This window comes from Streptomyces sp. NPDC001515 (genome assembly GCF_053597115.1).
Genome location: NZ_JBSFHN010000048.1, coordinates 23,034 through 46,066 on the forward strand (window position 1 = coordinate 23,034; position 23,033 = coordinate 46,066).

The following is a 23,033-nucleotide window of genomic DNA, read 5'->3' on the forward strand; positions in this document are numbered from 1 at the left end:
GGGCTACGGGCAGACCACCTCGTCGCCCTTCACCGCGCCGAACCGGCCCGGGTCCGGCTCCTCGGCGCGCACCCGCTCCACCGCCCGGTAGTCCTCGCCCGCCGTCACCCTCAGCGTGCCGCCCTGCCCCGTGACCGCCTTCAGCTCCGCCCCAGGCAGCGCCGCCGCCAGGGTCTTCGCGGACCGGTCCCAGCGCGGGTCGTACGTCACCAGGGTGTGCTTGAGGTCGCGCTCCGGCGCGGTGAGCGGGGCGCGGGTGGTGTCGAAACCGGTGGCGTGCAGCGCGGTGTCGACGGTGGCGCCGAGCCCGTCCTTCGCCGTCCCGTTGTAGACCTGCACCCGGATCCGCCGGGGGTCCACGTCGACCTTCTTCGCGGGCTCCCGGTGCGGCCGGGCCACCGCCAGCGGCTTGTCCTCCCGCAGGGCCGAGAACAGCGCCAGGGACTTCTCCGGGTCCCATTTCACCGTCGAACCGATGCCCTTGACCGGGTAGGCGACGTTCCCCAGCGGAACCGAGGTGAACTCGGACGAGGCGGCGGAGAAGCCCCGCATCGCCTGACCGAGCTCCAGCATCTGCTCCGTACCGAAGCCCGTGTCGGCCCGGACCGACTTCAGCATCGTCGAGGCCACCTCGCGGAACCGCACCGGGTTCAGCAGCACCCCGCTGCTCGTCGCCTGCTTGATCAGCGAGGCCATGAACTTCTGCTGGCGCTGCATCCGCCCCAGGTCGGCGTCGCCGTCGATATGGCGGGAGCGTACGAACTGGAGGGCCTGGCCGCCGTTGAGCTCATGGGTCCCGGGCTTCAGATCGAGACCGGTGTAGGCGTCCTTCATCGGACGGGTGGTGCAGATCTCCACCCCGCCGAGGGTGTCGACGGTCGTCATGAAGCTGGTGAAGTCGACCTCCAGGTAGTGGTCGACCTTGACGCCCGTCATCTTCTCGACGGTCCGCACGGTCAGACTCGGCCCGCCCTCGGCGTAGGCGGCGTTCAGCTTCACCGGGTGGGCGGGGTGCTCCTTGCCGCTGGTCCCGTCCCGGTGCGCGGGCAGTTCCGCGTAGCTGTCGCGCGGCAGGCTGACGACGCTCGCGCGTTTCCGGTCCTCGGACAGGTGCACCAGCATCAGCGTGTCCGTGCAGTGGCAGGGCGCACCGCCCAGCCGGTACCTCCGCTTCTCCTCGGCGGTGATCCGGTCGCGGCCGTCGGTGCCGACCAGCAGCAGATTCATGCCGTGGCCGCCGGCGGGCCGGTTCTTCATGTCCTTGAAGGGGTCGATCCGGTCGATCCCGTTCTCCAGATCGTTCACCACGGCATGGCCGATGCCGCCCGCGCCGAGCACCAGCACGGAGAGCCCGGTCGCCACCCGCATGCCCCAGCGCGGCCGCTCGTTCCGCTTCGGCGGGCGGCGGGGGCGCGGCGGGACCTGGTGCGGCAGGGGCGGACGGGGGGAGCGCCGGGGTGCGGGCATGGGAGGGACCTCCGCTGAAAGAGGGACAATTCGTACGGTAGGCCCATACGATCTCCATCCCGGCAGCCCGGCCGGTGGCGCGCGCCGGTGTCCCCCATTCGCGGTAACGTGGGCGGCCGAATCATGCCGCTTGGTGGGGTGCGAGACCCCCGGCGCCCCCGAGGACCATCCGAGGACCACATGTCTGCCGCGCAGCACCCCGCCGTCTCCGTGATCATGCCGGTGCTCAATGAGGAACGTCATCTCAGGAACTCCGTCCGGCACATCCTGGAGCAGGAGTACGCCGGCGAGATGGAGGTGGTGATCGCGCTCGGCCCGTCCACGGACCGCACCGACGCGATCGCCGCCGAGCTGGTCGCGGAGGACCCCCGGGTCCACACCGTGCCCAACCCCACCGGCCGCACCCCCGCCGCGCTCAACGCCGCGATCCAGGCGTCCCGCCACCCGATCGTGGTCCGCGTCGACGGGCACGGCATGCTCTCGCCGGACTACATCGCGACCGCCGTCCGCCTCCTGGAGGAGACCGGCGCGCAGAACGTCGGCGGCATCATGCACGCCGAGGGCGAGAACGCCTGGGAGGACGCGGTCGCCGCCGCCATGACGTCGAAGATCGGCGTCGGCAACGCGGCCTTCCACACCGGCGGCGCGGCCGGCCCCGCCGAGACCGTATACCTGGGCGTCTTCCGCCGCGAGGCCCTGGAGAAGGCCGGCGGCTACAACGTGGAGTTCATCCGCGCCCAGGACTGGGAGCTGAACTTCCGCATCCGCGAGGCGGGCGGCCTGATCTGGTTCTCGCCCGAACTGCGCGTGCAGTACCGCCCGCGCCCCTCCGTGCGGGCCCTCGCCAAGCAGTACAAGGACTACGGCCGCTGGCGCCATGTCGTCGCCCGCTACCACTCCGGCTCGATCAACCTGCGCTATCTGGCCCCGCCGGCCGCCGTCGTCGCCATCGCGGCCGGTCTCGTGGTGGGCGCGGCCGTCACCCCCTGGGCGCTGGTCGTCCCGGGCGGGTACGCCGCAGCGATCGTCGCCGGATCCCTCCCGGCGGGCAAGGGCCTGTCCCTGAAGGCGCGGGCGCAGATCCCCGTCGCCCTGGCCACCATGCACATGTCCTGGGGCTTCGGCTTCCTGACCAGCCCCCGCTCCCTGGCGAAGCGGGTCATCGCGAGCCGCCGGCCCTCGCTGGGCGAGGCGGGCACGACGGTCGCCTGACCCGCGCGGACGACGAGAGGGGGCGCCCGGCCGGACCGGGCGCCCCCTCTCGCGTACCGCGTGGTCCGCTACGGCGTGCGGTAGGGCCAGTAGACGTCCATGCAGTCGTCCGTCTTGGCGCTGTTGACCGCCTCGGTGCCCTCCAGCGGGTCGCTGTCGTCGTCACCGGCCGTCTTCGGCGCCTCGGTGCCCGTACGCCAGTCGGAGCCGACCGTGACCGTCAGCCCGGCCCCGTCCGGGGTGTCCTTGACGGCGGTCGTCGGCAGCCCCAGCGCCTTCGCCACCGAGAGCGCGTCCGCCTTGCCCTGCGCCCCGGCGCTGCGCGGGTACGACACCTCGGTGGTCAGCGCCGAACCGGGCTCGCTGGTGGTGTCGGCCTCGGTGAAGCCCTTGGAGGTCAGGAGGTCGCGGACGGCGGCGGCGCGGCCCGGGGCAGGCTGCTGCCCGTCGGCCCCGGTCCCGTTGACCACGGTGATCCCGAGCGACGCCGGAGCGCCCGCCTTCGGACCCTGGGCGACCTTCTTCTTCTCCTTCGCCCGGTCCTTCGGGTCGAGCGACTGGTCCTCGCGGAGCAGCGCCCACAGCTTGTCCGCCGCCCCCGGCTTCGGCAGGACGTGGTTGTCGTCCTCCGGGTCGGTGATGCGCGGCATGGTCAGCATGTTCATCTTGTCCAGCGGCACGTTCTTCAGCTGCATGCCGAGGTCGAACAGCTTCTTGACCGTGCCGATCTCCTCCGAGACCTGGAGCGACTCGACCGCGGTCTCGGCGAGGTTCATCAGCCTGCCGGTGTCGGTGAAGGCGTTCTGGCTCTTCAGCTCGCGCATCACGGAGTTGAGGTACATGTGCTGGGCCTGGGAACGGCCGATGTCGCTGCCGAAGGCGTGGCGGGTGCGCAGCCACTGCAGCGCCTGCTTGCCCTTGATCTTGTGCGTGCCCGCCTTCATCCGCAGGTACGAGCCGCCGGGCACCCGGGGCTTCGGCAGGTCGTACACGTCCTGCTTCACGCACACCTCGGCGCCGCCCACGGCGTCCGCCATGTCCACCACACCGGCGAAGTCCACCATCATCCAGTGGTCGATGTAGACGCCGGTGAGCTTCTCCCAGGTGTCCAGGGTGCAGCCGGCCCCGCCGCGCAGCGAGACGTTGATGAGGCCGTTGGTGGCCGGGTACTTCTTGTGCGTGTCCGGGTTCTCGCAGGCGGGCATGTCCACGCGGGTGTCCCGGGGGATGCTGACGACGGAGGCGTTCTTCCGGTCGGCCGACACGTGCAGCAGCATCTGCACATCGGCGAGCGGTTCCGCCCCCACGCTCTTCTTCGAGCCGCCGAGCTTCAGGTTCTCCGCGCTGTTGCGGCTGTCGGAGCCGATCAGCAGGAGGTTCAGCGGGGTCTGGCCCGCCGCGTTGGGCGCGGCCTTCTTCGCGCCGCTGTTGCCGGCGCTGCGCTCGCCCTTGCGGAGCTTGCTGTTGAGGTGCTCGTAATACAGGTAACCGGCCGCGCCGGTGCCGAGTATGAGGAAGGCGACCGAGAAGGCCACCCACCGCAGGACACGGTGCTTCTTCTTCCCGGGCGCGCGGCGGGAGGACCGGCCGCGGCGCCCGCCGTGGCTCCCGGCGCGGTGGCCGTTGCCGCCGCCCCCCGCGGCGTCGGACGGTGCGGAGTGCTCACCGTCGTTCCCGTCCTCCGCGCCGTACAGCCCGTCGTCCCAGCCGAGTCGGCCGGCGGGACCGACGCGTGGTCGGGTCCCCTCCCCAGGCATACCGCTCCGTCCCACCGGACCCCCCTGCTGCTCAGACTCGTATGGCGCGGTGACCCGGTGTCACTTCGCGCACTCCGACTTGTCGGCGCTGGCCTTGGGGATGTCGATCTTCGCGGGGGCCTTGATGGGCGTACCGGCTCCCTTGAAGTCCTTCCCCAGCGTCAGCACCATCGGCTGCTTCCCCACGGCGTCCTCGGTGCCCGGCTTCATGGCGGAGCCGGGCAGTCCCATCATCTCGGCGAGCGCACGGGCCTGGTCGGCCTGGTTCGGCGCGTACACGAGCGTCGTCTTGTCGGCCTTCTGCGGCGCGTTGGCCTTGTTCGTGGACTTCAGGACGCCCTTGTCGTTCTGGAGCCAGAGCACGGTCTGCTGCGCACCGCCGGGCACCTCGCCGCCGTTGTAGACGTCGACTCGGACGTCCGCGGCGGGTGCCTTGGTTCCCTTGAGGAGCGCGTCCTGCTTGTTCTTGGCCTTCTTCTTCTGCGCGGCCACCTCGGTGAGCGAGGTGTCGTCGCGCATCATCGAGAAGAGCTGCTCCGCCTGGGTCGGATGGGCGACCACGGTGACGGGCTTGGGTTCGTCCGGATTGTCTATCACCGGCATGGTGACGAACGTGATGTTCTTGGTGTCGATCTTGGTCAGTTCCTTGGCCAGTGTCGTCAGCTTCGGCACCGAGTTGATGGCCGAGTCGACCGTGAGGGCCTTGGTCGCCGCGTCCGCGAGCTTGTAGAGCTTCGTCGGGCTGGTCAGGGTGTCGCTCGACTTCATCTCGCGGATCATCGAGGCGAGGAACTGCTGCTGGCCCTTGATCCGGTCGAGGTCGCTGCCGTTGGTGTAGGCGTGCCGGGTGCGGACGAAGGCGAGCGCCTCCTCGCCCTCGACGGTGCTCTCGCCCGCCGGCAGGTCGAGCTTGGAGTCCTTGTCCTTGACCGGGTGGGCGAGGCAGATCTTGACGCCGCCGACCGCCGTGGACAGGGTCTTGACCGCGTTGAAGTCGACCATCATGAAGTGGTCGACCTGGAGGCCGGTCAGCTCCTTGACGGTGTCCATCGTGCACCCCGGGTCGCGGCCGGCCTCGCCGAGACTCCGGTTGAACCGGACGTGGTTCAGGCCCGGGATGGTCTTCTCCGAGCCGTCCTCCTGCTTGGACTTGCACTCCGGGATGTCGGTGATGAGGTCGCGCGGGATGCTCATCGCCGTGGCGTTGGTGCGGTCCTCGGAGACGTGGAAGAGGATGTTGGTGTCGGCGTGGCCGACGCTGCCCTTGTCGCCGTAGCCCTCGTTGCCCTTGCCGGTCCGCTTGTCCGTGCCGATGACCAATATGTTGAGCGGGGCGTTGGCCGTGACGACGTCCTTGTTGCCGCGGTCGCCGATGTCGACGGTGCTGATGTTGCCGTTGAAGTGCTGGTACAGCCAGTAGCCGCCGGCCGAGGCGCCCACCAGCAGGAAGGCCATCACGCCGCCGGTCCAGACCAGGGCCTTCTTGCGGCGGCTCCTGGGGGCCTTGCGCTTGCGGCGGCCGGGGCCGTCCCCGGCGGACGCGGCGGCCTCCTGGCCGCGCGGACCGGCCGCGCGCCGGCCGCCCTGGCGGGGTACGGTCGGCTCGGCGGGCGCGCCTCGGCGCCGGCCCCCCTCACGTCCCGCGCTCTCGTGCGCGGAACCACGCGGAGCCGGAACCCCCGGGGCCCGGGTCGAATCCCCTCCGGAGTGATTCAGTCGCAATTCGTAGTCGCCGGTCTCCGGGTTGAGAACCCATTGGTCTGCGGGATCGAATTCGTCCGCCCGCCCACGGCCTTGCGCATCCACGGTCGCTTGAGTCCTCCGTCGGTGCCACGCGACGCGCCCTCCCCCCGAAAAGGGCGCTCAGTTCCTGGTTCCTGACGTGCGCGGCCAGCAGGCCGGAAGCACCGGATCGCGTCACACTATCCGTCCTGTTCGGTGCGCAGCGACGGGCGTGACACATTCCACGGCCTTTACAACCGGGCATTCTTCCCATTGCGCGCCGAACGTCTATGACTGTTTGGCTATTGCTTTACTGCTTGCACAGGTCGGCCGCCGCATTGTTTCCCGAGTACGTGGGTGTGGGCGACGGGCCCGGGGCCGGGTCGGCGTCAGTGTTCTTTCCTCCGTCCTCTTTCAGCTGGTCCGCGGGCACCACGGCGACGGGTTCGTCGTCGCGCAGCTGCTTGAACAGTCTGTCCGCGTCGGGCTGTACCAATTCGTCCCGGTTGGCGTCGAGTCGGTACGACTGCCGGGGCACGGTCAGGAACTGGACCCGCTCGGTCGGCACGCTGCGCATCCCGCGTACCAGGTCGTACAGGTCCTTCAGGCTGTCCAGCCCGGGGTCGGTGGTGAGTGCCTTGGTGGCCGCGTCCAGCACCGGATAGAGCCGGGTGGGGTTGAGCAGGACGCCGTTGCTCTGCACCTTGTTGACCAGGGCGCCGAGGAACTGCTGCTGGCGGTCCATGCGCTCGGTGTCGCTGCCGTTGCCGATGGACTTGCGGGCCCGTACGTAGCCGAGGGCCTGCTCGCCGTTGAGCTTCTGGCGGCCCGCCGGGAGCCTGAGGTGGGCGGACTTGTCGTCGATCGGCTCCTTGAGGCAGATCTCGACGCCGTCCACCGCGTTCACCATGTTCTTGAAGCCGCTGAAGTCGACGACCATGTAGTGGTCGATCCGGATGCCGGTCATCTTCTCGACGGTCCGGATGGTGCAGGCGGTTCCGCCGATCTCGAAGGCCCAGTTGAACTGAGCGAATTGCGGCTTGCTGACGTTCTTGTCCGTCTTATGGCATTGCGGGATGTCCACCATCAGATCGCGCGGCAGCGACATCGCGGTCGCGCTCTTCCGGTCGGCCGCCAGGTGCAGCAGGATCGTGGTGTCGGAGCGCTGGCTGCCGCCCTCGTCGCGCCCGTACTTCCGGTTGTCCCCGGCCCGGCTGTCGGAGCCGATGAGCAGGATGTTCTGCGCGTCGTGCACGACCTGGGCCGGACGCTCCTTCTCGTACGCCTTCAGCTCGGCGGCGGCGGAGGTGTCCGTCCGGATGTTGCCGTCCAGCTTCTTGTACAGCCACCAGCCGGTGCCCGCGGCGGCCAGGACGACGAACGAGGCGCCGAGCGCCGTCCACCGCAGCCAGTGCCGCTTGCGCCGCACCGTGACGGCGACGGCCGCCGGAACGCCGTCCTCGGGCCGGGCGCCGTGCCCCGGGCCGCTGCCCGAGCCGCTGCGCGTCTCGCCGCCCGGGGCGTCGGCCGGGGCGGACCGCTCACCGGAGTCCGGGCCGGGCGCGCCGCCCGCCGCCGGGTCCGCCGCGTCGGGCGTCCGCTCTCCCTTCCCGTCCGGGTCCTCGGGCCCGTCCGGTGTGCCGGCGCTTTCGGTCACGTCTGCGTCCATCCTTCACGTTCGGCAGCGCGCATGGCCGCCGGTCGCACAAGTAGACGGCTGAACTTCACGCTTGGTTGTGCCTTGAGTGGTCCGTACCGCAGATCATGTACCGGAGTTGACGGATCGCCGGGAGGGCTCGGCCCACGCTGGTCCGGACGAGTGGCTCTCAGGCCGCTTGTCGTACCGGGTCGTTGACGGACCCGGCCCCACCGGCGGTGCCAACCGGGGGCGTCACACGCTCAGCGTGACCCGCTCGCTCTCCACCCGCCGCGCCAGCGCCTGCGCGTCCAGCCGGTCCAGGTTCCGGCACAGCACCACGGACCCCCCGGTCGCGAGCGGGGCGAAGAGCCCGGCGCTCAGCCCGTCCCAGCTGTCGTACGCCCGCCCCGACAGCAGCCGCGAACCGGCGTCCAGCCCCAGCGCCGCGCCGTCCCGCCGCGCCCGCTCCACCAGCTCCGCCCCGGTCAGCCCGCTCCCGTCCACCACCAGGGCCAAAGCGCCCGGGTCCACCGGCGCGAACGGGACGAAGCGGTCGCCCTGGCCCGGCACCTCGACGGCGTAGTCCGTGAAGCCCTCCGGCACCTGCGGGAACCGGCCGCCCAGCGGGCGCAGCGCCAGGGCGACCCGCTCCCCGGAGCAGGCCCGCGCCGCCTCCAGGCCCTCCGGTCCGGTCACCACGAGATCGGCGGCGGCCGGATCGCCCCCCACCTCGGCGACCACGCCGACCGAGGAGCAGGCCAGCAGCCAGACCGCGGACTGCCAGTGCGCCGGGAGCAGCAGCGCGAGCCGGTCGCCGGGCTCCGCCGCGAGGTCGCCCTGGAGCAGGTTCGCCGTCTTGGCCACCCAATTGGCGAAGGTGGCCACCGAGAGTTCGACGCGTTCTCCGGTGGCGTCGTCGTAGAAGGTGACCAAGGGGCGGGCCGGGTCCGCGGCGAGCGCGGAACGCAGCAGGTCGGCAGGGGTGCGGTCGCTGGCGTTCATGGACGGAAGCGTACGCGGCGGCGGTGGAGGGCCACCGGTGCGGCGGACACCCCGTACACCGGTTCGGCAGACGGGGCGTCAACTCACCCGCACCGTCCCGGTAGCCGGAGTCGTCCCCTTGTGTCAAGGATCGTGTGTATGCGTGCCTTCCTTGTATCCGCCCTGGGTGTCACTTGCGCGTCGGCCCTCGTGCTGCCGCTCGCCGCGCCCGCGGGCGCCGCCCCCGACACCTCCGCCCGTCCGGCCGCCGCGTCCGAGCCCGCCGAACCGCCCGGCTCGACCCGCTCCCTGGCCCTGACCCCCCTGACCGCGCCCGCCACCCGGTCCGCCGGCGCCGCCGACCCGGGGCAGGGGCTGTCGAGACCCCGCGTCGAGCCGTTCTCCCTGGTCGGCGTCGTCTGGGACGACGTGAACACCGAACTCCGCGGCACGGCCCAGGTCCGCACCCGCGCCACCGCCACCGGCCGCTGGTCGCCCTGGCAGGAGCTGGAGACCCACAACGCCGAGCACTCCGCCGACGCCGGAACCACCGAGCGCGACTCCGGCGCCGCCCGGGGATCCACCGCCCCGCTCTGGGTCGGTGACTCCGACGGCGTCGAGGTACGGGTGGTGCCCGAGGGTCCCGGAGCCCGGGGCGCGTCCGCCGCGCCGCTCCCCGCCGGACTCCGACTCGAACTCGTCGACCCCGGGGCCGCGCCCCGGGCGGAGACCGCGACTGGCGCGGCCGGCGCCGGCCGCACCACCGCGCTCGGCGCCGCCGCCCTGCCCGCCCTGAGCCGCGCGGCCACGCGGGCGGCCGCCGGATTCGCCCCCGGTGCCAAGCCGTACATCGGCCCCCGCCCCCGCATCATCACCCGCAAGGGCTGGGGCGCCGACGAGAAGCTCCGCGAGAAGAGCTTCGCGTACACCAAGAGCGTCAAGGCCGCCTTCATCCACCACAGCGCCACCGGCAACAACTACACGTGCTCCCAGGCGCCCTCGGTGCTGCGCGGCATCTACCGCTACCACGTCAAGAGCAGCGGCTGGCGCGACATCGGCTACAACTTCGCCGTCGACAAGTGCGGAAACATCTACGAGGGCCGCGCCGGAGGCGTGACGAAGGCCGTCATGGGCGCGCACACCCTCGGCTTCAACACCAACACCATGGGCATCGCCGTGCTCGGGACCTTCTCCACCTCCAACCCGCCCGCCGCGGCCGTCACCGCCGTCGAGAAGCTCACGGCCTGGAAGCTCGGCCTGTTCGGCGCCAACCCCAAGGGCAAGGTGACACTCGTCTCCGCCGGGAGCAACAAGTACAAGAAGGGCAGGAAGGTCAAACTGAACGTCATCTCCGGACACCGCGACGGATTCGCAACCGAATGCCCCGGAGCGCGTCTCTACAAGAAGCTCGGCACCGCGCGGACCGGATCGGCCCGGCTGCAGGGCCGCTGACGCGACAGGGGCCGCCCGGCGCCGGACGCGCCGGAGACCTGCTGCGGGCCGCCGACCGAGGACGACACCCCCGGTCTGCATACACTGGCCAGCCGAAACCCCGGCCCGGCCCCAGCAGGAAGCAGAGACAGTGCTGTGACAGAGGCAAAAGAAGCGATCCTCCTGGTCGGCGGCAAGGGAACCCGGCTGCGCCCGCTCACGGTGCACACGCCCAAACCCATGGTTCCGGCCGCGGGCGTCCCCTTCCTCACGCACCAGCTGGCGCGTGCCAGGGCCGCCGGGGTCGAGCACATCGTCCTCGCGACGTCGTACCTGGCGGAGGTCTTCGAGCCGTACTTCGGCGACGGCTCGTCGCTGGGCCTCCACATCGAGTACGTCACCGAACGCGACCCGCTCGGCACCGGCGGCGCCCTGCGCAACGTCGCGGAGCGCCTGGTCTCCGGGCCCGACGAACCGGTCCTGATCTTCAACGGCGACATCCTCACCGGCCTCGACATCCGGGCCCTGGCCGCCACCCACGCCGAGTCCGGGGCGGACGTCTCGCTCCATCTGACCCGGGTCGAGGACCCGCGCGCCTTCGGCCTCGTCCCCACCGACGACACCGGCCGCGTCACCGCCTTCCTGGAGAAGCCCCAGACGCCCGAGGAGATCGTCACCGACCAGATCAACGCGGGCGCCTACATCTTCCGCCGCTCGGTCATCGACACCATCCCGGCCGGCCGGCCCGTCTCCGTGGAACGCGAGACCTTCCCCGGACTTCTCGCCGACGGCGCCCACCTCCAGGGCATGGTCGACTCCACGTACTGGCTGGACCTCGGCACCCCCCAGGCGTTCATACGCGGCTCCGCCGACCTGGTCCTCGGCCGCGCCCCTTCCCCGGCCGTCCCCGGCCGCTGCGGCGACCGGCTCGTCCTGCCCACCGCCACCGTCGCCCCCGACGCCAAACTCTCCGGCGGCACGGTGGTCGGCGACGACGCCGTGATCGGCGCGGGCGCCCGGATCGAGGGCTCCACCGTCCTCGCGGGCGCCGTCGTCGAACCCGGCGCCGTGATCACGGACTCCCTCGTCGGCGCCGGGGCCAGGATCGGCAGCCGTACGGTCCTGGCGGGCGCTGTCGTCGGTGACGGTGCTCACGTCGGCGCCGACAACGAACTGCGCGAAGGCGTCCGCGTCTGGTGCGGGGCCCGGCTGCCGGCCGCCTCCCTCCGGTTCTCCTCTGACGAATGAGGCCGCCTCCCTCCGGTTCTCCTCGGACGAATGAGGCGGCCTCCCTCCGGTTCTCCTCGGACGAATGAGGCGGCCTCCCCGGGCTCTCCTCGGACGCATGACCGGACCCGCCGGGCGCTCCTCGGACGGATGAGGCGGCTCCTCCGGTTCTCCTCGGACGCATGACCGGAGCGGTCCACCCGTACGAGGACGGCCCGGCCGGCCGGATTCGGCCGTACCCTCGACTGGCAGCCCCGACTACCGAGGACCTTCACCCGTGGCAGGACGATTCGCCCCCCGCAGCGCCCCGCGCGCGGCCGTCCCGCGCCAGACGGCGACGCCCGTACCGGCGGCGCTGACCCGCGACTGGACCCCGCCCGGCCCGCTCGACCTGCGGCTCGTTCTCGGCCCGCTGCGCCGTGGCCCCGCCGATCCCACGTTCCGGATGTCCGCCGACGGCTCGGTCCGCCGGGCCAGCCGCACCCCGGCGGGCCCCGGCACGCTCCATGTCGTCGCCCGCGAGGGGCGGATCGAGGCGACGGCCTGGGGGCCGGGCGCGTCCTGGCTGCTGGACCAGCTGCCCACGCTGCTCGGCGAGGGCGACGCCCCGGAGGACTTCACCCCGCGCCACCGGCTCATCGCCGCCGTCCACCGCCGCCGCCCGGGACTCCGCCTGCTCCGCACCGGCCTGGTGCTGGAGTCCCTGATCCCCTCCGTCCTGGAGCAGAAGGTCACCACCGACGAGGCGTACCGCGCCTGGCGGCTGCTGGTCCGCAAGTACGGCGAGCCGGCCCCCGGCCCCCAGGAGTACGGCCTCTACGTGATGCCCGACGCCCGCACCTGGTCCCTGATCCCCTCCTGGGAGTGGCACCGCGCGGGCGTCGACAGCAAGCGCTCGGCCACCATCCTGCGCGCGGTCCGGGTGGCCCGCCGCATGGAGGAGGCGGCGGCCATGGAGCTGCCCGACGCCCTCACCCGCCTCCAGGCCGTCCCCGGCATCGGCCCCTGGACCGCCGCCGAAACCCTGCAACGCACCAACGGCGCCCCCGACGCCGTCACCGTCGGCGACCTCCACCTCCCCGGCATCGTCGGCCACGCCCTGGCCGGCGACCGCGACGCCGACGACGAGGCGATGCTCACCCTCCTCGCCCCCTACGAGGGCCAACGCCACCGGGCGACCCGCCTCATCCTGCTCTCCGGCCACACCCCACCCCGCCGCGCCCCCCGGATGACCCCGCGCAACATCGCGCCGCTGTAGCGGGGCGGGCCGACGGGGCGGGTCCCGCTCAGGGCGCTTCGGCGACCGTCTCCAGGCCGTGGATCGCGAAGTGCAGCTGCATGTCGTCCACCTGATCCGCCCAGAGGCCGTCGGCGTCGAGCACCGACGCCGCGACCATCCGGGCCTCGGCCACGAGCCCGGCGTCGTGGGCGAAGCCCCGCCACGGAAGCACCGGATACCCGTGCGTCTCCCCGAAGACCCGCACCCGCTCGATGTCTCCCAGGACCGCGGGCGGCAGCGAATCGTTGGCCCAAGCCCACAGCCAGCTCCGCTCGGCGAGGCTCACGCTGCCGATCATCGTGAGGCGTCCGGTGAGGAACGTCCTCCCGTCGCGGGACCACGTGATCCGCGCGTCGTCGAGCGACCAGTCGTACTGGACGTCGCCCGACAGTCCGTAACGCTCGACCATGAGGGCCTGCCGTGAGCGGGCCCGCTCACGGGCCGCGCGCACCACCTCGTCCCAGTCGGAATGGTCATGCGACGAGCCGTTCTCCACCGTGCCTCCTTGCGCGCCAGCATCGGCAGGATCCTCCCACCGCCTCCCGGCCGGTCCGGCCGCGGGCCCGGCGCCCTCACCGCACCGTGACGAAGTCCTCCGCGTCCCGGCCCGTGCGCGGGGTCGGCGGCTCGGACGGGTGGCCGACGGCGACGGCGCCGAGCGGGTCCCAGGAGGCGGGGAGGTCGAGGACGTCGCGGACGACGTCGCGGCAGAACATCGTGGAGGAGACCCAGGCGGAGCCGAGCCGTTCGCCGGCGAGGGCGACCAGGAAGTTCTGGATGCCGGCGCCGGCGGCGACCACGAACATCTCGCGCTCGGCGGTGTCCCGGCGGGGGTCGCCGTAGGTGTGGGAGCCGTCCATCACCATGCAGGGGACCACGAGGTAGGGGGCCCGGCGCAGGACGTCGCCGCGGCGGACGCGCTTGGCGATGGAGTCCTCGCTCTTGCCGTCCCGTCGCAGGTCGGCGGTCCAGGCGTCCCGCATCGCGTCCAGGAGCCGGGTCCGCGAGGCGGCCGACTCCAGCAGGACGAAGCGCCAGGGGGTCGTGTGGTGCGGCGCGGGGGCCGTCACCGCGGCGGCCACGGCGCGGCGGACCGCCCCGGGGTCCACCGGCTCGTCGGTGAAGGAGCGCACCGTGCGCCGCTGGGTCACCGCCTCGCGGACCGCCTCGGACGTGCCGAGCCGGAACATGTCGTCGGCCGCGCCCCGCACCATGGCCCGCGCGCCCTCGGCGTCGTCCGGGTCCAGCACCTGGTCGAGCCCGCGCACGACCGCGATGGGCAGCCCCTCGGCCTTGCCCTTGACCAGGTCCCCGGCGGAGGCCAGTTCGTCGGCGGTGGCGACGACGGTGGCGCCGAGCGGATTGCCGTACGCGTCGGTGCCGCCGCGCAGATCGTCCAGGACCCGCACCCCGGCGGCCCCGATCGCCACATCGGTGAGCCCGTTGCGCCACGGCCGCCCGAAGGTGTCCGTGACGACGACGCCGACGTCGACGCCGAGCGTGTCGCGCAGCCCCCGGCGGATCGCCCGCGCGGAGGCGTCGGGGTCCTCGGGCAGCAGCAGCACCGTGCCGGCGGGGGTGTTCGACGCGTCGACCCCGGCGGCGGCCATCACCAGGCCCTGCCGGTTCTCCACGATCCGCAGCGGGCCGCGCCGCGCCACCACGCGTACGGTCTCGGCGTCTATGGCCGCCTCCCGGTCGGCGGCCTCCATGATCCGGCCCTCCGCCTTGGAGACGATCTTGGAGGTGACGAGCAGGACGTCGCCGTCGGCCAGCCCCGGTTCGGCGGCGGCGATCAGCTTCGCCAGATCGTCCCCGGCCCGGACCTCGGGCATGCCCGGCAGCGCCCACACCCGGTAGGAGGGCACGGCCTGCACGGCCTCCCCGGTGGCGCTCACGCGCGCACCTCCTCGGCGAGGGCCAGCGCCTGCCGGGCCATCTCGGCGGTCGCGGACACGTCGGTCATCATCAGCGGAACGGCGCGGCAGCGGATGCCCGCGGCCTCCACCTCGTCCACCGCGCCCGCGTCCACCGTGTCGACGAGCCAGCCGTCGAGCAGCCCGGAGCCGTAGTGCACGGCGACGGCAGCGGCCGTCGACTCGACGCCCACCGCGGCGAGCACCTTGTCGGCCATGCCGCGCACCGGCGCGTCGCCGACGATGGGGGAGAGGCCGACGACCGGCACCCCGGCCTCGGCGACCGCCTCGCGGATCCCGGGCACGGCGAGGATCGTCCCGATGGAGACGACGGGGTTGGACGGCGGGAAGAGGATGACGTCGGCCCCGGCGACGGCCTCCAGCACCCCGGGCGCCGGCTTGGCCTGATCGGCGCCGACGGGCACGATCGCCCGCGCGGGGACCGAGGCGCGCATCTTCACCCAGTACTCCTGGAAGTGCACGGCCCGGCTCTCGCCGTCGACGTCGACGGCGACATGCGTCTCGACCCGGTCGTCGGACATCGGCAGCAGCCGCACGCCCGGCTGCCAGCGGGCGCAGAGCGCCTCGGTGACGGCGCTGAGCGGATAGCCCGCGCCGAGCATCTGCGTACGGACGATGTGGGTGGCGAAGTCGCGGTCGCCGAGCCCGAACCACTCGGGGCCGACGCCGTAGGCCGCGAGCTCCTCCTTGACGTGGAAGCTCTCGTCGGTGCGGCCCCAGCCCTGCTCCTCGTTGATGCCACCGCCCAGGGTGTACATCACGGTGTCGAGGTCGGGGCAGACCTTGAGTCCGAACAGATGGATGTCGTCACCGGTGTTGCCGATCACCGTGATGTCCGCGTCCGGCGCGGCCTCCTTGAGGCCACGAAGAAAACGAGCACCACCGATACCGCCGGCCAGAACCACAATGCGCATGGCGACAGTTTGTCAGGCGCGGCCTGATCGTTGTGGGGGTGGTGGCGGGCGACGGGTGGGACTGTCAGGCGCGGCCCGATCGTTGGGGAGGGGTCTCAGGCCCGTGGTCTCGGGCCCGGGGCCTCAGGCCGGGGTCGGGGCGGGGGCCGCCGCGCACTGGGTGGCGTGCATCGGCATGTCGGTCAGGCCCGGGTAGTAGATGTGCAGGCTGACGGCAGGTTCGAGGGAGTCGTTGGCCACCTCGTGGACGTAGCCGGGGGCGAAGACGCGCTGGGCGCCGGCGGTCAGGGTCCGCGTGCCGCGGTCCGTACGCTCGGTCAGTTCGCCGTCCAGCACGGTCAGTACGCCGGAGGAGGGGCCGTGGTCGTGCAGTCCGCTGCCCTGGCCGGGGACCCAGCTGAGCAGCCAGACCTCGTAGCCGGGGCCGGTGCGCAGCCGGTGGTACCAGCGGGTGGCGGTGTCGTACCGGACGAGCGGCGCCCAGGCCGCGCGGTCGGCGGCGACGGCGCGGGCGAGCCCGACGAATTCCGCGACGGTGGCGGGGTGTTCGCGGGCGGGGCGCAGGAGGTGCGGAACCTCGAGGAGGTCCCCGGCGATCTGGAGGTCGCTGTCGCTGTTCATGGGTGCGGTGGTTCCTCGGCAGGTGGCGCGGGTGCGGTGCGGGTGCTGGGGTGTCGCGAGGACCGCGGGACCGGGTGACCGCAGGGGCCGTCAGGCCGCAGGGGGCGGGGTCCGGGGGTCCGGGATGAGCTGGATACGGCTGGAGCGCGCGGGCTTCAACAGCCGAGACAGCTGGAACAGCAACAGCGGGCCTGGACAGCTCTGCGGAACCCACGGACGTGGGTGGCGCGCATCGCTGAGGTCGCTGGCATGCCATCAAGGAGAGCGGGGAGGAGCAGCGCCTGTCAACCCGATGCCCGATTTGGGGGTAATGTTTCACCTCATCCGGTTACGCCATCCGGAGAAAGGTTTATGCAGGCGCGGCGCCGGAGATGTGGCGCAACAGCCGTGCCCCGAAACGCGGCCGTCCGTGATCCGACTGTGATCTTGATCGCTTCGGTGACCGAATCGCAACGTGTCCGCCCCCGGGGGAGTTCCTTCCAGTGGCAGGTTCGGGGGTGAAGGAGGCTATGGCATATGTCAGGTTTTTGGTGATTTGCACACTTTCTGCGTACGCTTGGTTCCGCAGAGTGAATGCGGGGCCCAATAGCAGATGCGGGCTTGACTCGCCCAGAGCTACACACCTGTAATTTCACCCGTGTCGTTCGGTCGATTCGATCACGGCCGCATCACGGGGACGCAAGAGACAGACGAGGGGCGCACATGACCGAGCTGTTCCAGCAACTGCTGGTCGAGGACGCGGACGAGGAACTCGGCTGGCAGGAGCGCGCACTGTGCGCCCAGACCGACCCCGAGTCCTTCTTCCCCGAGAAGGGCGGGTCGACCCGCGAGGCGAAGAAGGTCTGTCTCGCCTGCGAGGTCCGCTCCGAATGCCTGGAGTACGCCCTCTCCAACGACGAGCGGTTCGGCATCTGGGGCGGTCTCTCCGAGCGCGAGCGGCGCCGCCTGAAGAAGGCCGCCGTCTGACCCCACCCGCTCCGCCCGGCCGGGAACCGACCACGCCCCGGCCCCATGGTTTTCGGCCACGGCCCGCCGCCTGCACCCAGCCCGCAGGCGGCGGGCCGTCGTCGTGTCCGGGCGCCCCTCCGCCCCGTACCACCGTCCCCGTTCCCCGCTCCCTCACCACCCCGGTTATCCGTACCGTTAGTGTGGGGCCCCGTCCGAGACGCGCCAACGACCCGACACAGCGCGCGTGTACACCGAAGCAGCCCCCGGGGGGACGCCCCCCGGACCCGGCCGGAGGGCCCGTACCTCGATGTCCGTGCACAGCCAATCGGCGGCGCCGTACGCGGCCGCCACCGCCCCCGAGTTCCCCCGGCATGTCGTCACCGCCGTGCTCGTCTCCCACGACGGCGCACGCTGGCTGCCCGACGCGCTCGCCGGACTCCTCGGGCAGGAACGCCCCGTACAGAACGCCGTCGCCGCCGACACCGGCAGTGCCGACGACTCCGCGCGCCTGGTCACCGAGGCGCTCGGCGCCGACCGCGTCCTGCACCTCGCGCGGCGTACGAGCTTCGGCACCGCCGTCGACGAGGCGAGCCGCACCGCCGGCGTCCTCACCCCGGACGACCTGCCCTATCTGAAGCGGCCCAGCGGCTGGGACCCGGTCACCCGCACCTGGCGCGACGACGCCTACGACCTGCCCGAACTGCCGCACGGCGAACCGGTGCAGTGGCTCTGGCTGCTCCACGACGACTGCGCGCCCGAACCCGACGCCCTCGCCGAGATGCTGCGGGTCGTCGACGAGGACCCGCACGCCGCGATCGTCGGCCCCAAGCTCCGCGGCTGGTACGACCGCCGCCAGCTGCTGGAGGTCGGGGTCTCGATCGCCAACAGCGGCCGCCGCTGGACCGGGCTGGACCGGCGCGAACAGGACCAGGGCCAGCACGACCAGGTCCGTACCGTCCTCTCCGTCTCCACCGCCGGCATGCTGATCCGCCGTGATGTCTGGGAGGAGCTGGGCGGCTTCGACCGCAGGCTCCCCCTGATGCGCGACGACGTCGATCTGTGCTGGCGCGCCCACCGGGCCGGACACCGGGTGCTCGTCGCCCCCGACGCCGTCCTGCGGCACGCCGAGGCATCCGCCCGCGAACGCCGCCCCATCGACTGCGCCGGCCGCTCGGTGGCCAACCCGCACCGCGTCGACAAGGCCGGCGCCGTCTACACCATGCTGGCGAACACCCCCGGCAAAAGGCTGCCCTGGGTCCTGCTCAGGCTCGTCCTCGGCACCCTGCTGCGCACCCTCGCCTACCTCGTCGGCAAGGTGCCCGGCCAGGCGCTCGACGAGGTCGCCGGCCTCCTCGGCACCCTGCTGCGCCCCGGCCGCATCCTCGGAGCGCGCCGCAGCCGCGGCAAGGGCGCCGTCGACCAGGCCGAACTGCGCGGCCTCTTCCCCGCCCCCGGCGCCACCGTCCGCGCGACCGTCGAGCAGGTCGCCGGGAACCTCGGCGGCGGTTCCGACGCCGACTCCGGCGGCTCCCGGCACGGCGCCGTCGAGTCCGGACCGGGCGGCGACGACGCCGACTACCTGGAGATCGACCAGTTCGCCCGGCTGAAGAAGATCGGCCGCAAACCCGGCCCGGTCCTCTTCGCCGTCCTCCTCCTCGTCTCGCTCGTCGCCTGCCGGGGCCTGCTCGGCGGCGGCGCCCTGGCGGGCGGCGCCCTGCTGCCCGCCCCCGCCGACGTCTCCGACCTCTGGGGCCGCTACGCCGACGGCTGGCACACCGTCGGGACCGGCGGCACCCAGACCGCACCGCCCTATCTGGCCGTGCTCTCGGCGCTGTCCGCGCTCTTCCTCGGCTCCACCGGCTTCGCGCTCACCCTGCTGCTCGTCTGCTCGGTCCCGCTCGCCGGACTCACCGCCTACTTCGTCTCCCGCCCGCTGCTGCCCTCGCGGCTCCTGCGGGCCTGGGCGAGCATCGCGTACGCCTTCCTGCCCGCCGCGACCGGCGCCCTGGCGACCGGCAGGCTGGGCACCGCCGTCCTCGCGGTCCTGCTCCCGCTGATCGCGCGCACCGCCGTCTCCGCGCACGGCATGCGCGCCACCGGGGACGCCCGAGGCAGCTGGCGCGCCACCTGGGCGTACACCCTGCTCCTCACCCTCGCGATGGCGTTCACGCCGATCGTCTGGCCGCTCGCCGTGGTGCTCGGCCTCGGGGTCCTGGCGCTGCGCCGCAACGACATCACCGCGTACGCCCTGCGCTTCGCCGCCGCCGTCGGCACCCCGCTGCTCGTCCTCGCGCCCTGGTCGCTCTCGCTGCTGGCCAGCCCTTCATCCTTCCTCAAGGAAGCCGGTCTGGAGACAGGCTCGGGGGACGCCTCCGCCCTGGACCTGCTCGGCATCAGCCCCGGCGGTCCCAAGGCGGCAGGCGGCGTCCTGCTCCTCGGCATCGTGCTGGCCGCGCTGGCCGCGCTGCTGCGCTCGGAGCGCCGCTTCGCCGTACGGACCGCCTGGGCCGCCGCCCTGGTGGGCCTCGTCTTCGCCGCCCTGGCCAACGGCTCCGGCTGGGCCGGACCGGCCACCCTCGTCTACGGCGCCGCGCTCATCGCCGCCGCGCTGGTCGGCGCCGACGGCGCCCGGGTCCGGGTCGCCGAGCAGAGCTTCGGCTGGCGCCAGCCCGTCGCCGCCCTGATCGCGCTGGCCGCCGCGGCCGCCCCGGTGCTCGCCGCCGCCGGCTGGATGATCGGCGGCGCGGCCGGGCCGCTGGAGCGCCGCGACCCGGTCCAGGTGCCCGCCTTCGTCGCCGAGGAGTCCGGCACCCGCGACCAGCCGCGCACCCTGGTGCTCGGCGGCACCACGTCCGACCTGGTCGAATACACCCTGGTCCGCGGCTCCGGCGCCCGCCTCGGCGACGCCGAACTGGCCGAGTCCGGGGGCGGCAACAGCCACCTCGACAAGGTTGTCGCCAATCTGGTGGCCGGCTCCGGCGCCGACCAGGGCAGCCAGCTCAGCGGCTTCGCGATCCGCTACGTCCTCGTGCGCGACGGGGCCCCGAAGCAGATGAGCCGGTTGCTCGACGCCACCCCGGGCCTCAGCCGGCTGAGCCAGCTGGACGGCAGCGCCCTGTGGCGGGTGGACCGCCGCCAGGTCGCCCGCGTCATGATCGTCCCGGCCGCCGCCGCCGACGAGCCGCTGCCCGTCGAATCCGGCCCCGTCGAGGCGCACACCGAGATCCCGGCGGGCGCCGAGGGCCGGACCCTGCGCATCGCCGAGGCCGCCGACCCCGGCTGGCAGGCCACGCTCGACGGCCGGACGCTCGACCGCAAGACCGTCGACGGCTGGGCCCAGGGCTTCGCCCTGCCGGCCGAGGGCGGCACCCTCTCCCTCACGTACGAGACGCCGCTGACCCACCGGGCGTGGATCTGGGCCCAGATCTTCCTCGCCGTCGTCCTCGTGGTCATGGCCCTGCCGGGCCGGCGCCGGGAGATCGACGACGACCTGCCCGACGCGGACCTCGCGGTCCCGGCCGAGCCGGTCGCGGGGGAGGGCCGCCGGGCCCGCAGGCTGCGCGCAGCCGCCCTGGCGGAGGGCGAGCCCGACGGCGAGGGCGACGGGCCGCCCCCGGGCGCCCCCGCGCCGCACGGGGACGAGGACCCGGGCGCCTTCGTCCCCCGGCAGCAGGACGCCCCCGACACCTTCGCCGCACCACAGGGCGAGGGCGACACGGGCGGGTACGCGACGCTGCCCCCGCAGGGCGACGGCGACACCGGTCAGTACGCGACGCCGCCCCCGCAGGGGGAGGGCGACACCGGTCAGTACGGCGCGGTGCCGCAGCAGCAGTACGGCGAGTGGGACGGCACGCGGTACCAGGACGCCGGCTACGCCCAGTACCAGGACGGCCAGTATCCGGACGGCCGGTACCAGGACGGCCCGTACCAGGACCCCGCGTACGGCACCGCCCCGCAGCAGCAGCCCGACGGCACGGGCGGCGCCGGCGGCTACGACGCGTACGGGTATCCGCAGCAGCAGGGCGGATACGCCCCGTACGACCAGGGCCAGTACGGCAACGCGCCGTCGTACGACCAGGCGCAGTACGACGCCGGTGCGTACGACGGCACCCAGTACGGCGCACAAGGGGCGTACGACGCCCAGGGCGCGCCCGGCGGCCCGGCCCCCTACGACCCGCAGAACCCCGACGAGAACCCCGCCCCGGGCCCGCACCCGTGGCAGACCGGCAACGCATCGCGAGGCGAGTCCGAGTGAAGTCCACCAGCAGCCTGTCCCTGATCGCGGGCGTCGTCGCCCTCGCCGCCGTCACCGGTTTCGCCGCCGTCACCGCCCCGGAGCAGGGCACCACCACGTCGGCGAGGACGGCCGAGCGGCTGCCCGTGGAGCGGACCAGCCTGCTCTGCCCGGCGCCCGGCCTCTCCGACCTCGCCGAGACGGCGTACACCTCCTTCACGCCGCTCTCCGGCGGGGGCGGCGCCTCCGGCCCGGCCGGCACCGCCGAACTCCTGGCACCGGCCACGGCCAAGGCCGACACGAAGGCCAAGGACGACAAGGACGACAAGGACAAGAAGTCCAAGAAGGCGGAGCCCGGCAAGCCCGTCGTCGCGCTCAAGGAGCCCGGCAAGCCCGGCACGGGCGAGGCGTCCGGCGCGGACGCCCCCGCACTCGTCGGCACCGCCACCGGCCGGCTGGCCCCCGGCTGGACCACCCAGCAGACCACCACCATCGAGGCGGGCGACGGCCGCGGCCTGCTCGGCGTCAGCTGCACCGCGCCCGACACGGACTTCTGGTTCCCGGCCGCCAGCACCGCGAAGACCCGCGAGGACTACGTCCACCTCACCAACCCGGACGACACCGCCGCCGTCGCCGACATCGAGCTGTACGGCCCCGAGGGCACGCTCAAGTCCGATGTCGGCGAGGGCATCACGGTCCCCGCCGGGGCCGGCGTCCGCGTCCTCATCTCGACGCTGACCAGCCAGGCCGTGGACGATGTGACCGTCCACGTCACCACTCGCACCGGACGCGTCGGCGCGGTCGTCCGCACCGCCGACGACACCGCCGGCTCCGACTGGCTCCCCGCCTCCGCCGACCCCTCGGGCACCGTCGTCCTGCCGGGCATCCCGGCAGACGCGACCTCGGTCCGGCTGGTGGCCTTCGCCCCGAGCGACAACGACGCCGACCTCACGGTCAAACTCCTCGGCAAGACCGGCGCGATCTCCCCGGTCGGTCACGAGGACCTGCACGTCAAGTCCCGTATGACCGCGGGCGTCGACCTCAAGGACCTCACCCGGGGCGAGGCCGGATCGCTGCTCCTGACGCCCAGCGAGAAGGGCAGGGCGACCCCCGTCGTGGCCGCGCTGCGGATCGTGCGGGGCAAGGGCGACAAGCGGGAGACCGGCTACATCCCGGCCACCGGCCCGGTCGGCGCGCAGGCGACCGCCGCCGACAACCGGGCCAAGGGATCGGTCCTCTCGCTCACCGCCCCCGGCGCCGCCGGCACGGTCAAGGTGACCGCCTCCGCGGGCAGCGGGGGCGGCACCCCGGTCAGCAAGACCTACCAGGTCCCGGCCGGTACGACCCTCGCCGTCACCCCGCCCGTCCCGGCCGGCCTCAAGGGCACGTACGCGCTCACCGTCCGCACCGAGTCGGGCGGCCCGGTGCACGCCGCCCGGACGCTGACGGTGCCCCAGGACGGCATCCCGATGTTCACCGTCCAGACCCTGCCGGACGACGGCGGCACGGTCGAGGTTCCGGCCGCCGAGCAGAACCTCTCGGTCCTGGACGACTGACGCACGGCACGCGGCACGCGGACGGCGGGGACCCTTCCCGGGGCGCCCCGCCGTCCGCCGTTGGCGTACGGCCGGCTGTTCCCCCCGGCGCGCGCCGCCACCCGCGTA

At 73.0% G+C, this 23,033-nt stretch carries 16 protein-coding genes; 7 read left to right on the forward strand and 9 right to left on the reverse strand.

Translation table 11 applies throughout. The annotated features are described in order from the left end of the window. Window positions 1–3: 3 nt before the first annotated feature. Window positions 4–1,467 carry an LCP family protein gene (locus ACWCXC_RS34200; RefSeq protein ID WP_450891520.1) on the reverse strand — a complete coding sequence of 488 codons (1,464 nt, stop codon included), beginning with the start codon at window positions 1,465–1,467 and terminating at the stop codon, window positions 4–6. 180 nt (window positions 1,468–1,647) lie between these two features. On the opposite strand from ACWCXC_RS34200, the gene ACWCXC_RS34205 reads away from it, so the two are divergent. Next, window positions 1,648–2,679: a glycosyltransferase family 2 protein gene (locus tag ACWCXC_RS34205; RefSeq protein WP_450683417.1), complete on the forward strand. Its 1,032-nt coding sequence runs from the start codon at window positions 1,648–1,650 to the stop codon at window positions 2,677–2,679. Window positions 2,680–2,747: 68 nt separating this feature from the next. Here the strand turns inward: ACWCXC_RS34205 and ACWCXC_RS34210 are convergent, their stop codons facing one another. From ACWCXC_RS34210 to ACWCXC_RS34225, 4 genes are all read right to left on the reverse strand, one after another. Further along, on the reverse strand, window positions 2,748–4,436 hold the full coding sequence (locus ACWCXC_RS34210) for an LCP family protein (RefSeq protein ID WP_450683418.1): 1,689 nt from the start codon (window positions 4,434–4,436) through the stop codon (window positions 2,748–2,750). 60 nt (window positions 4,437–4,496) lie between these two features. Next, window positions 4,497–6,242: an LCP family glycopolymer transferase gene (locus ACWCXC_RS34215; RefSeq protein ID WP_450891521.1), complete on the reverse strand. Its 1,746-nt coding sequence runs from the start codon at window positions 6,240–6,242 to the stop codon at window positions 4,497–4,499. Window positions 6,243–6,468: 226 nt separating this feature from the next. After that, a complete protein-coding gene (locus tag ACWCXC_RS34220) occupies window positions 6,469–7,815 on the reverse strand; it encodes an LCP family glycopolymer transferase (protein WP_450891522.1) in 1,347 nt (448 codons plus the stop codon). A gap of 234 nt (window positions 7,816–8,049) precedes the next feature. Continuing rightward, window positions 8,050–8,799, reverse strand: coding sequence for a TIGR03089 family protein (locus ACWCXC_RS34225; protein ID WP_450683421.1), 750 nt, complete (start codon window positions 8,797–8,799; stop codon window positions 8,050–8,052). A gap of 138 nt (window positions 8,800–8,937) precedes the next feature. Here ACWCXC_RS34225 and ACWCXC_RS34230 point away from each other — a divergent pair, with 138 nt between their 5' ends. From ACWCXC_RS34230 to ACWCXC_RS34240, 3 genes are all read left to right on the forward strand, one after another. After that, window positions 8,938–10,230 carry a peptidoglycan recognition protein family protein gene (locus tag ACWCXC_RS34230; RefSeq protein ID WP_450891523.1) on the forward strand — a complete coding sequence of 431 codons (1,293 nt, stop codon included), beginning with the start codon at window positions 8,938–8,940 and terminating at the stop codon, window positions 10,228–10,230. Window positions 10,231–10,365: 135 nt separating this feature from the next. Further along, window positions 10,366–11,457, forward strand: a complete 1,092-nt coding sequence (locus ACWCXC_RS34235) for a sugar phosphate nucleotidyltransferase (RefSeq protein ID WP_450683423.1) — start codon at window positions 10,366–10,368, stop codon at window positions 11,455–11,457. Between the two features lie 256 nt (window positions 11,458–11,713). Further along, on the forward strand, window positions 11,714–12,694 hold the full coding sequence (locus ACWCXC_RS34240; RefSeq protein WP_450683424.1) for a DNA-3-methyladenine glycosylase family protein: 981 nt from the start codon (window positions 11,714–11,716) through the stop codon (window positions 12,692–12,694). 28 nt (window positions 12,695–12,722) lie between these two features. Here ACWCXC_RS34240 and ACWCXC_RS34245 read toward each other — a convergent pair whose 3' ends face one another. The 4 genes from ACWCXC_RS34245 to ACWCXC_RS34260 all read right to left on the reverse strand — a co-directional run bounded on the left by ACWCXC_RS34245 (window position 12,723) and on the right by ACWCXC_RS34260 (window position 16,187). Beyond that, on the reverse strand, window positions 12,723–13,211 hold the full coding sequence (locus ACWCXC_RS34245; protein WP_450891524.1) for a DUF6882 domain-containing protein: 489 nt from the start codon (window positions 13,209–13,211) through the stop codon (window positions 12,723–12,725). A 76-nt stretch (window positions 13,212–13,287) separates the two neighbouring features. Next, window positions 13,288–14,613, reverse strand: a complete 1,326-nt coding sequence (locus ACWCXC_RS34250) for a coenzyme F420-0:L-glutamate ligase (protein WP_450891525.1) — start codon at window positions 14,611–14,613, stop codon at window positions 13,288–13,290. Then, entirely contained in the window at window positions 14,610–15,566 is a 957-nt protein-coding gene (cofD, locus tag ACWCXC_RS34255; protein ID WP_450683426.1) for a 2-phospho-L-lactate transferase, read from the reverse strand. The genes ACWCXC_RS34250 and cofD overlap by 4 nt, the downstream gene beginning before the upstream one ends. A 123-nt stretch (window positions 15,567–15,689) precedes the next feature. After that, window positions 15,690–16,187, reverse strand: coding sequence for a cysteine dioxygenase (locus ACWCXC_RS34260; RefSeq protein ID WP_450683427.1), 498 nt, complete (start codon window positions 16,185–16,187; stop codon window positions 15,690–15,692). A 702-nt stretch (window positions 16,188–16,889) separates the two neighbouring features. On the opposite strand from ACWCXC_RS34260, the gene ACWCXC_RS34265 reads away from it, so the two are divergent. From ACWCXC_RS34265 to ACWCXC_RS34275, 3 genes are all read left to right on the forward strand, one after another. Beyond that, window positions 16,890–17,153, forward strand: coding sequence for a WhiB family transcriptional regulator (locus ACWCXC_RS34265; RefSeq protein WP_030927001.1), 264 nt, complete (start codon window positions 16,890–16,892; stop codon window positions 17,151–17,153). Between the two features lie 289 nt (window positions 17,154–17,442). After that, window positions 17,443–21,390: a glycosyltransferase gene (locus ACWCXC_RS34270; protein WP_450891526.1), complete on the forward strand. Its 3,948-nt coding sequence runs from the start codon at window positions 17,443–17,445 to the stop codon at window positions 21,388–21,390. Then, entirely contained in the window at window positions 21,387–22,925 is a 1,539-nt protein-coding gene (locus ACWCXC_RS34275) for a DUF5719 family protein (protein ID WP_450683429.1), read from the forward strand. The genes ACWCXC_RS34270 and ACWCXC_RS34275 overlap by 4 nt, the downstream gene beginning before the upstream one ends. The last annotated feature ends 108 nt before the right edge of the window (window positions 22,926–23,033 follow it).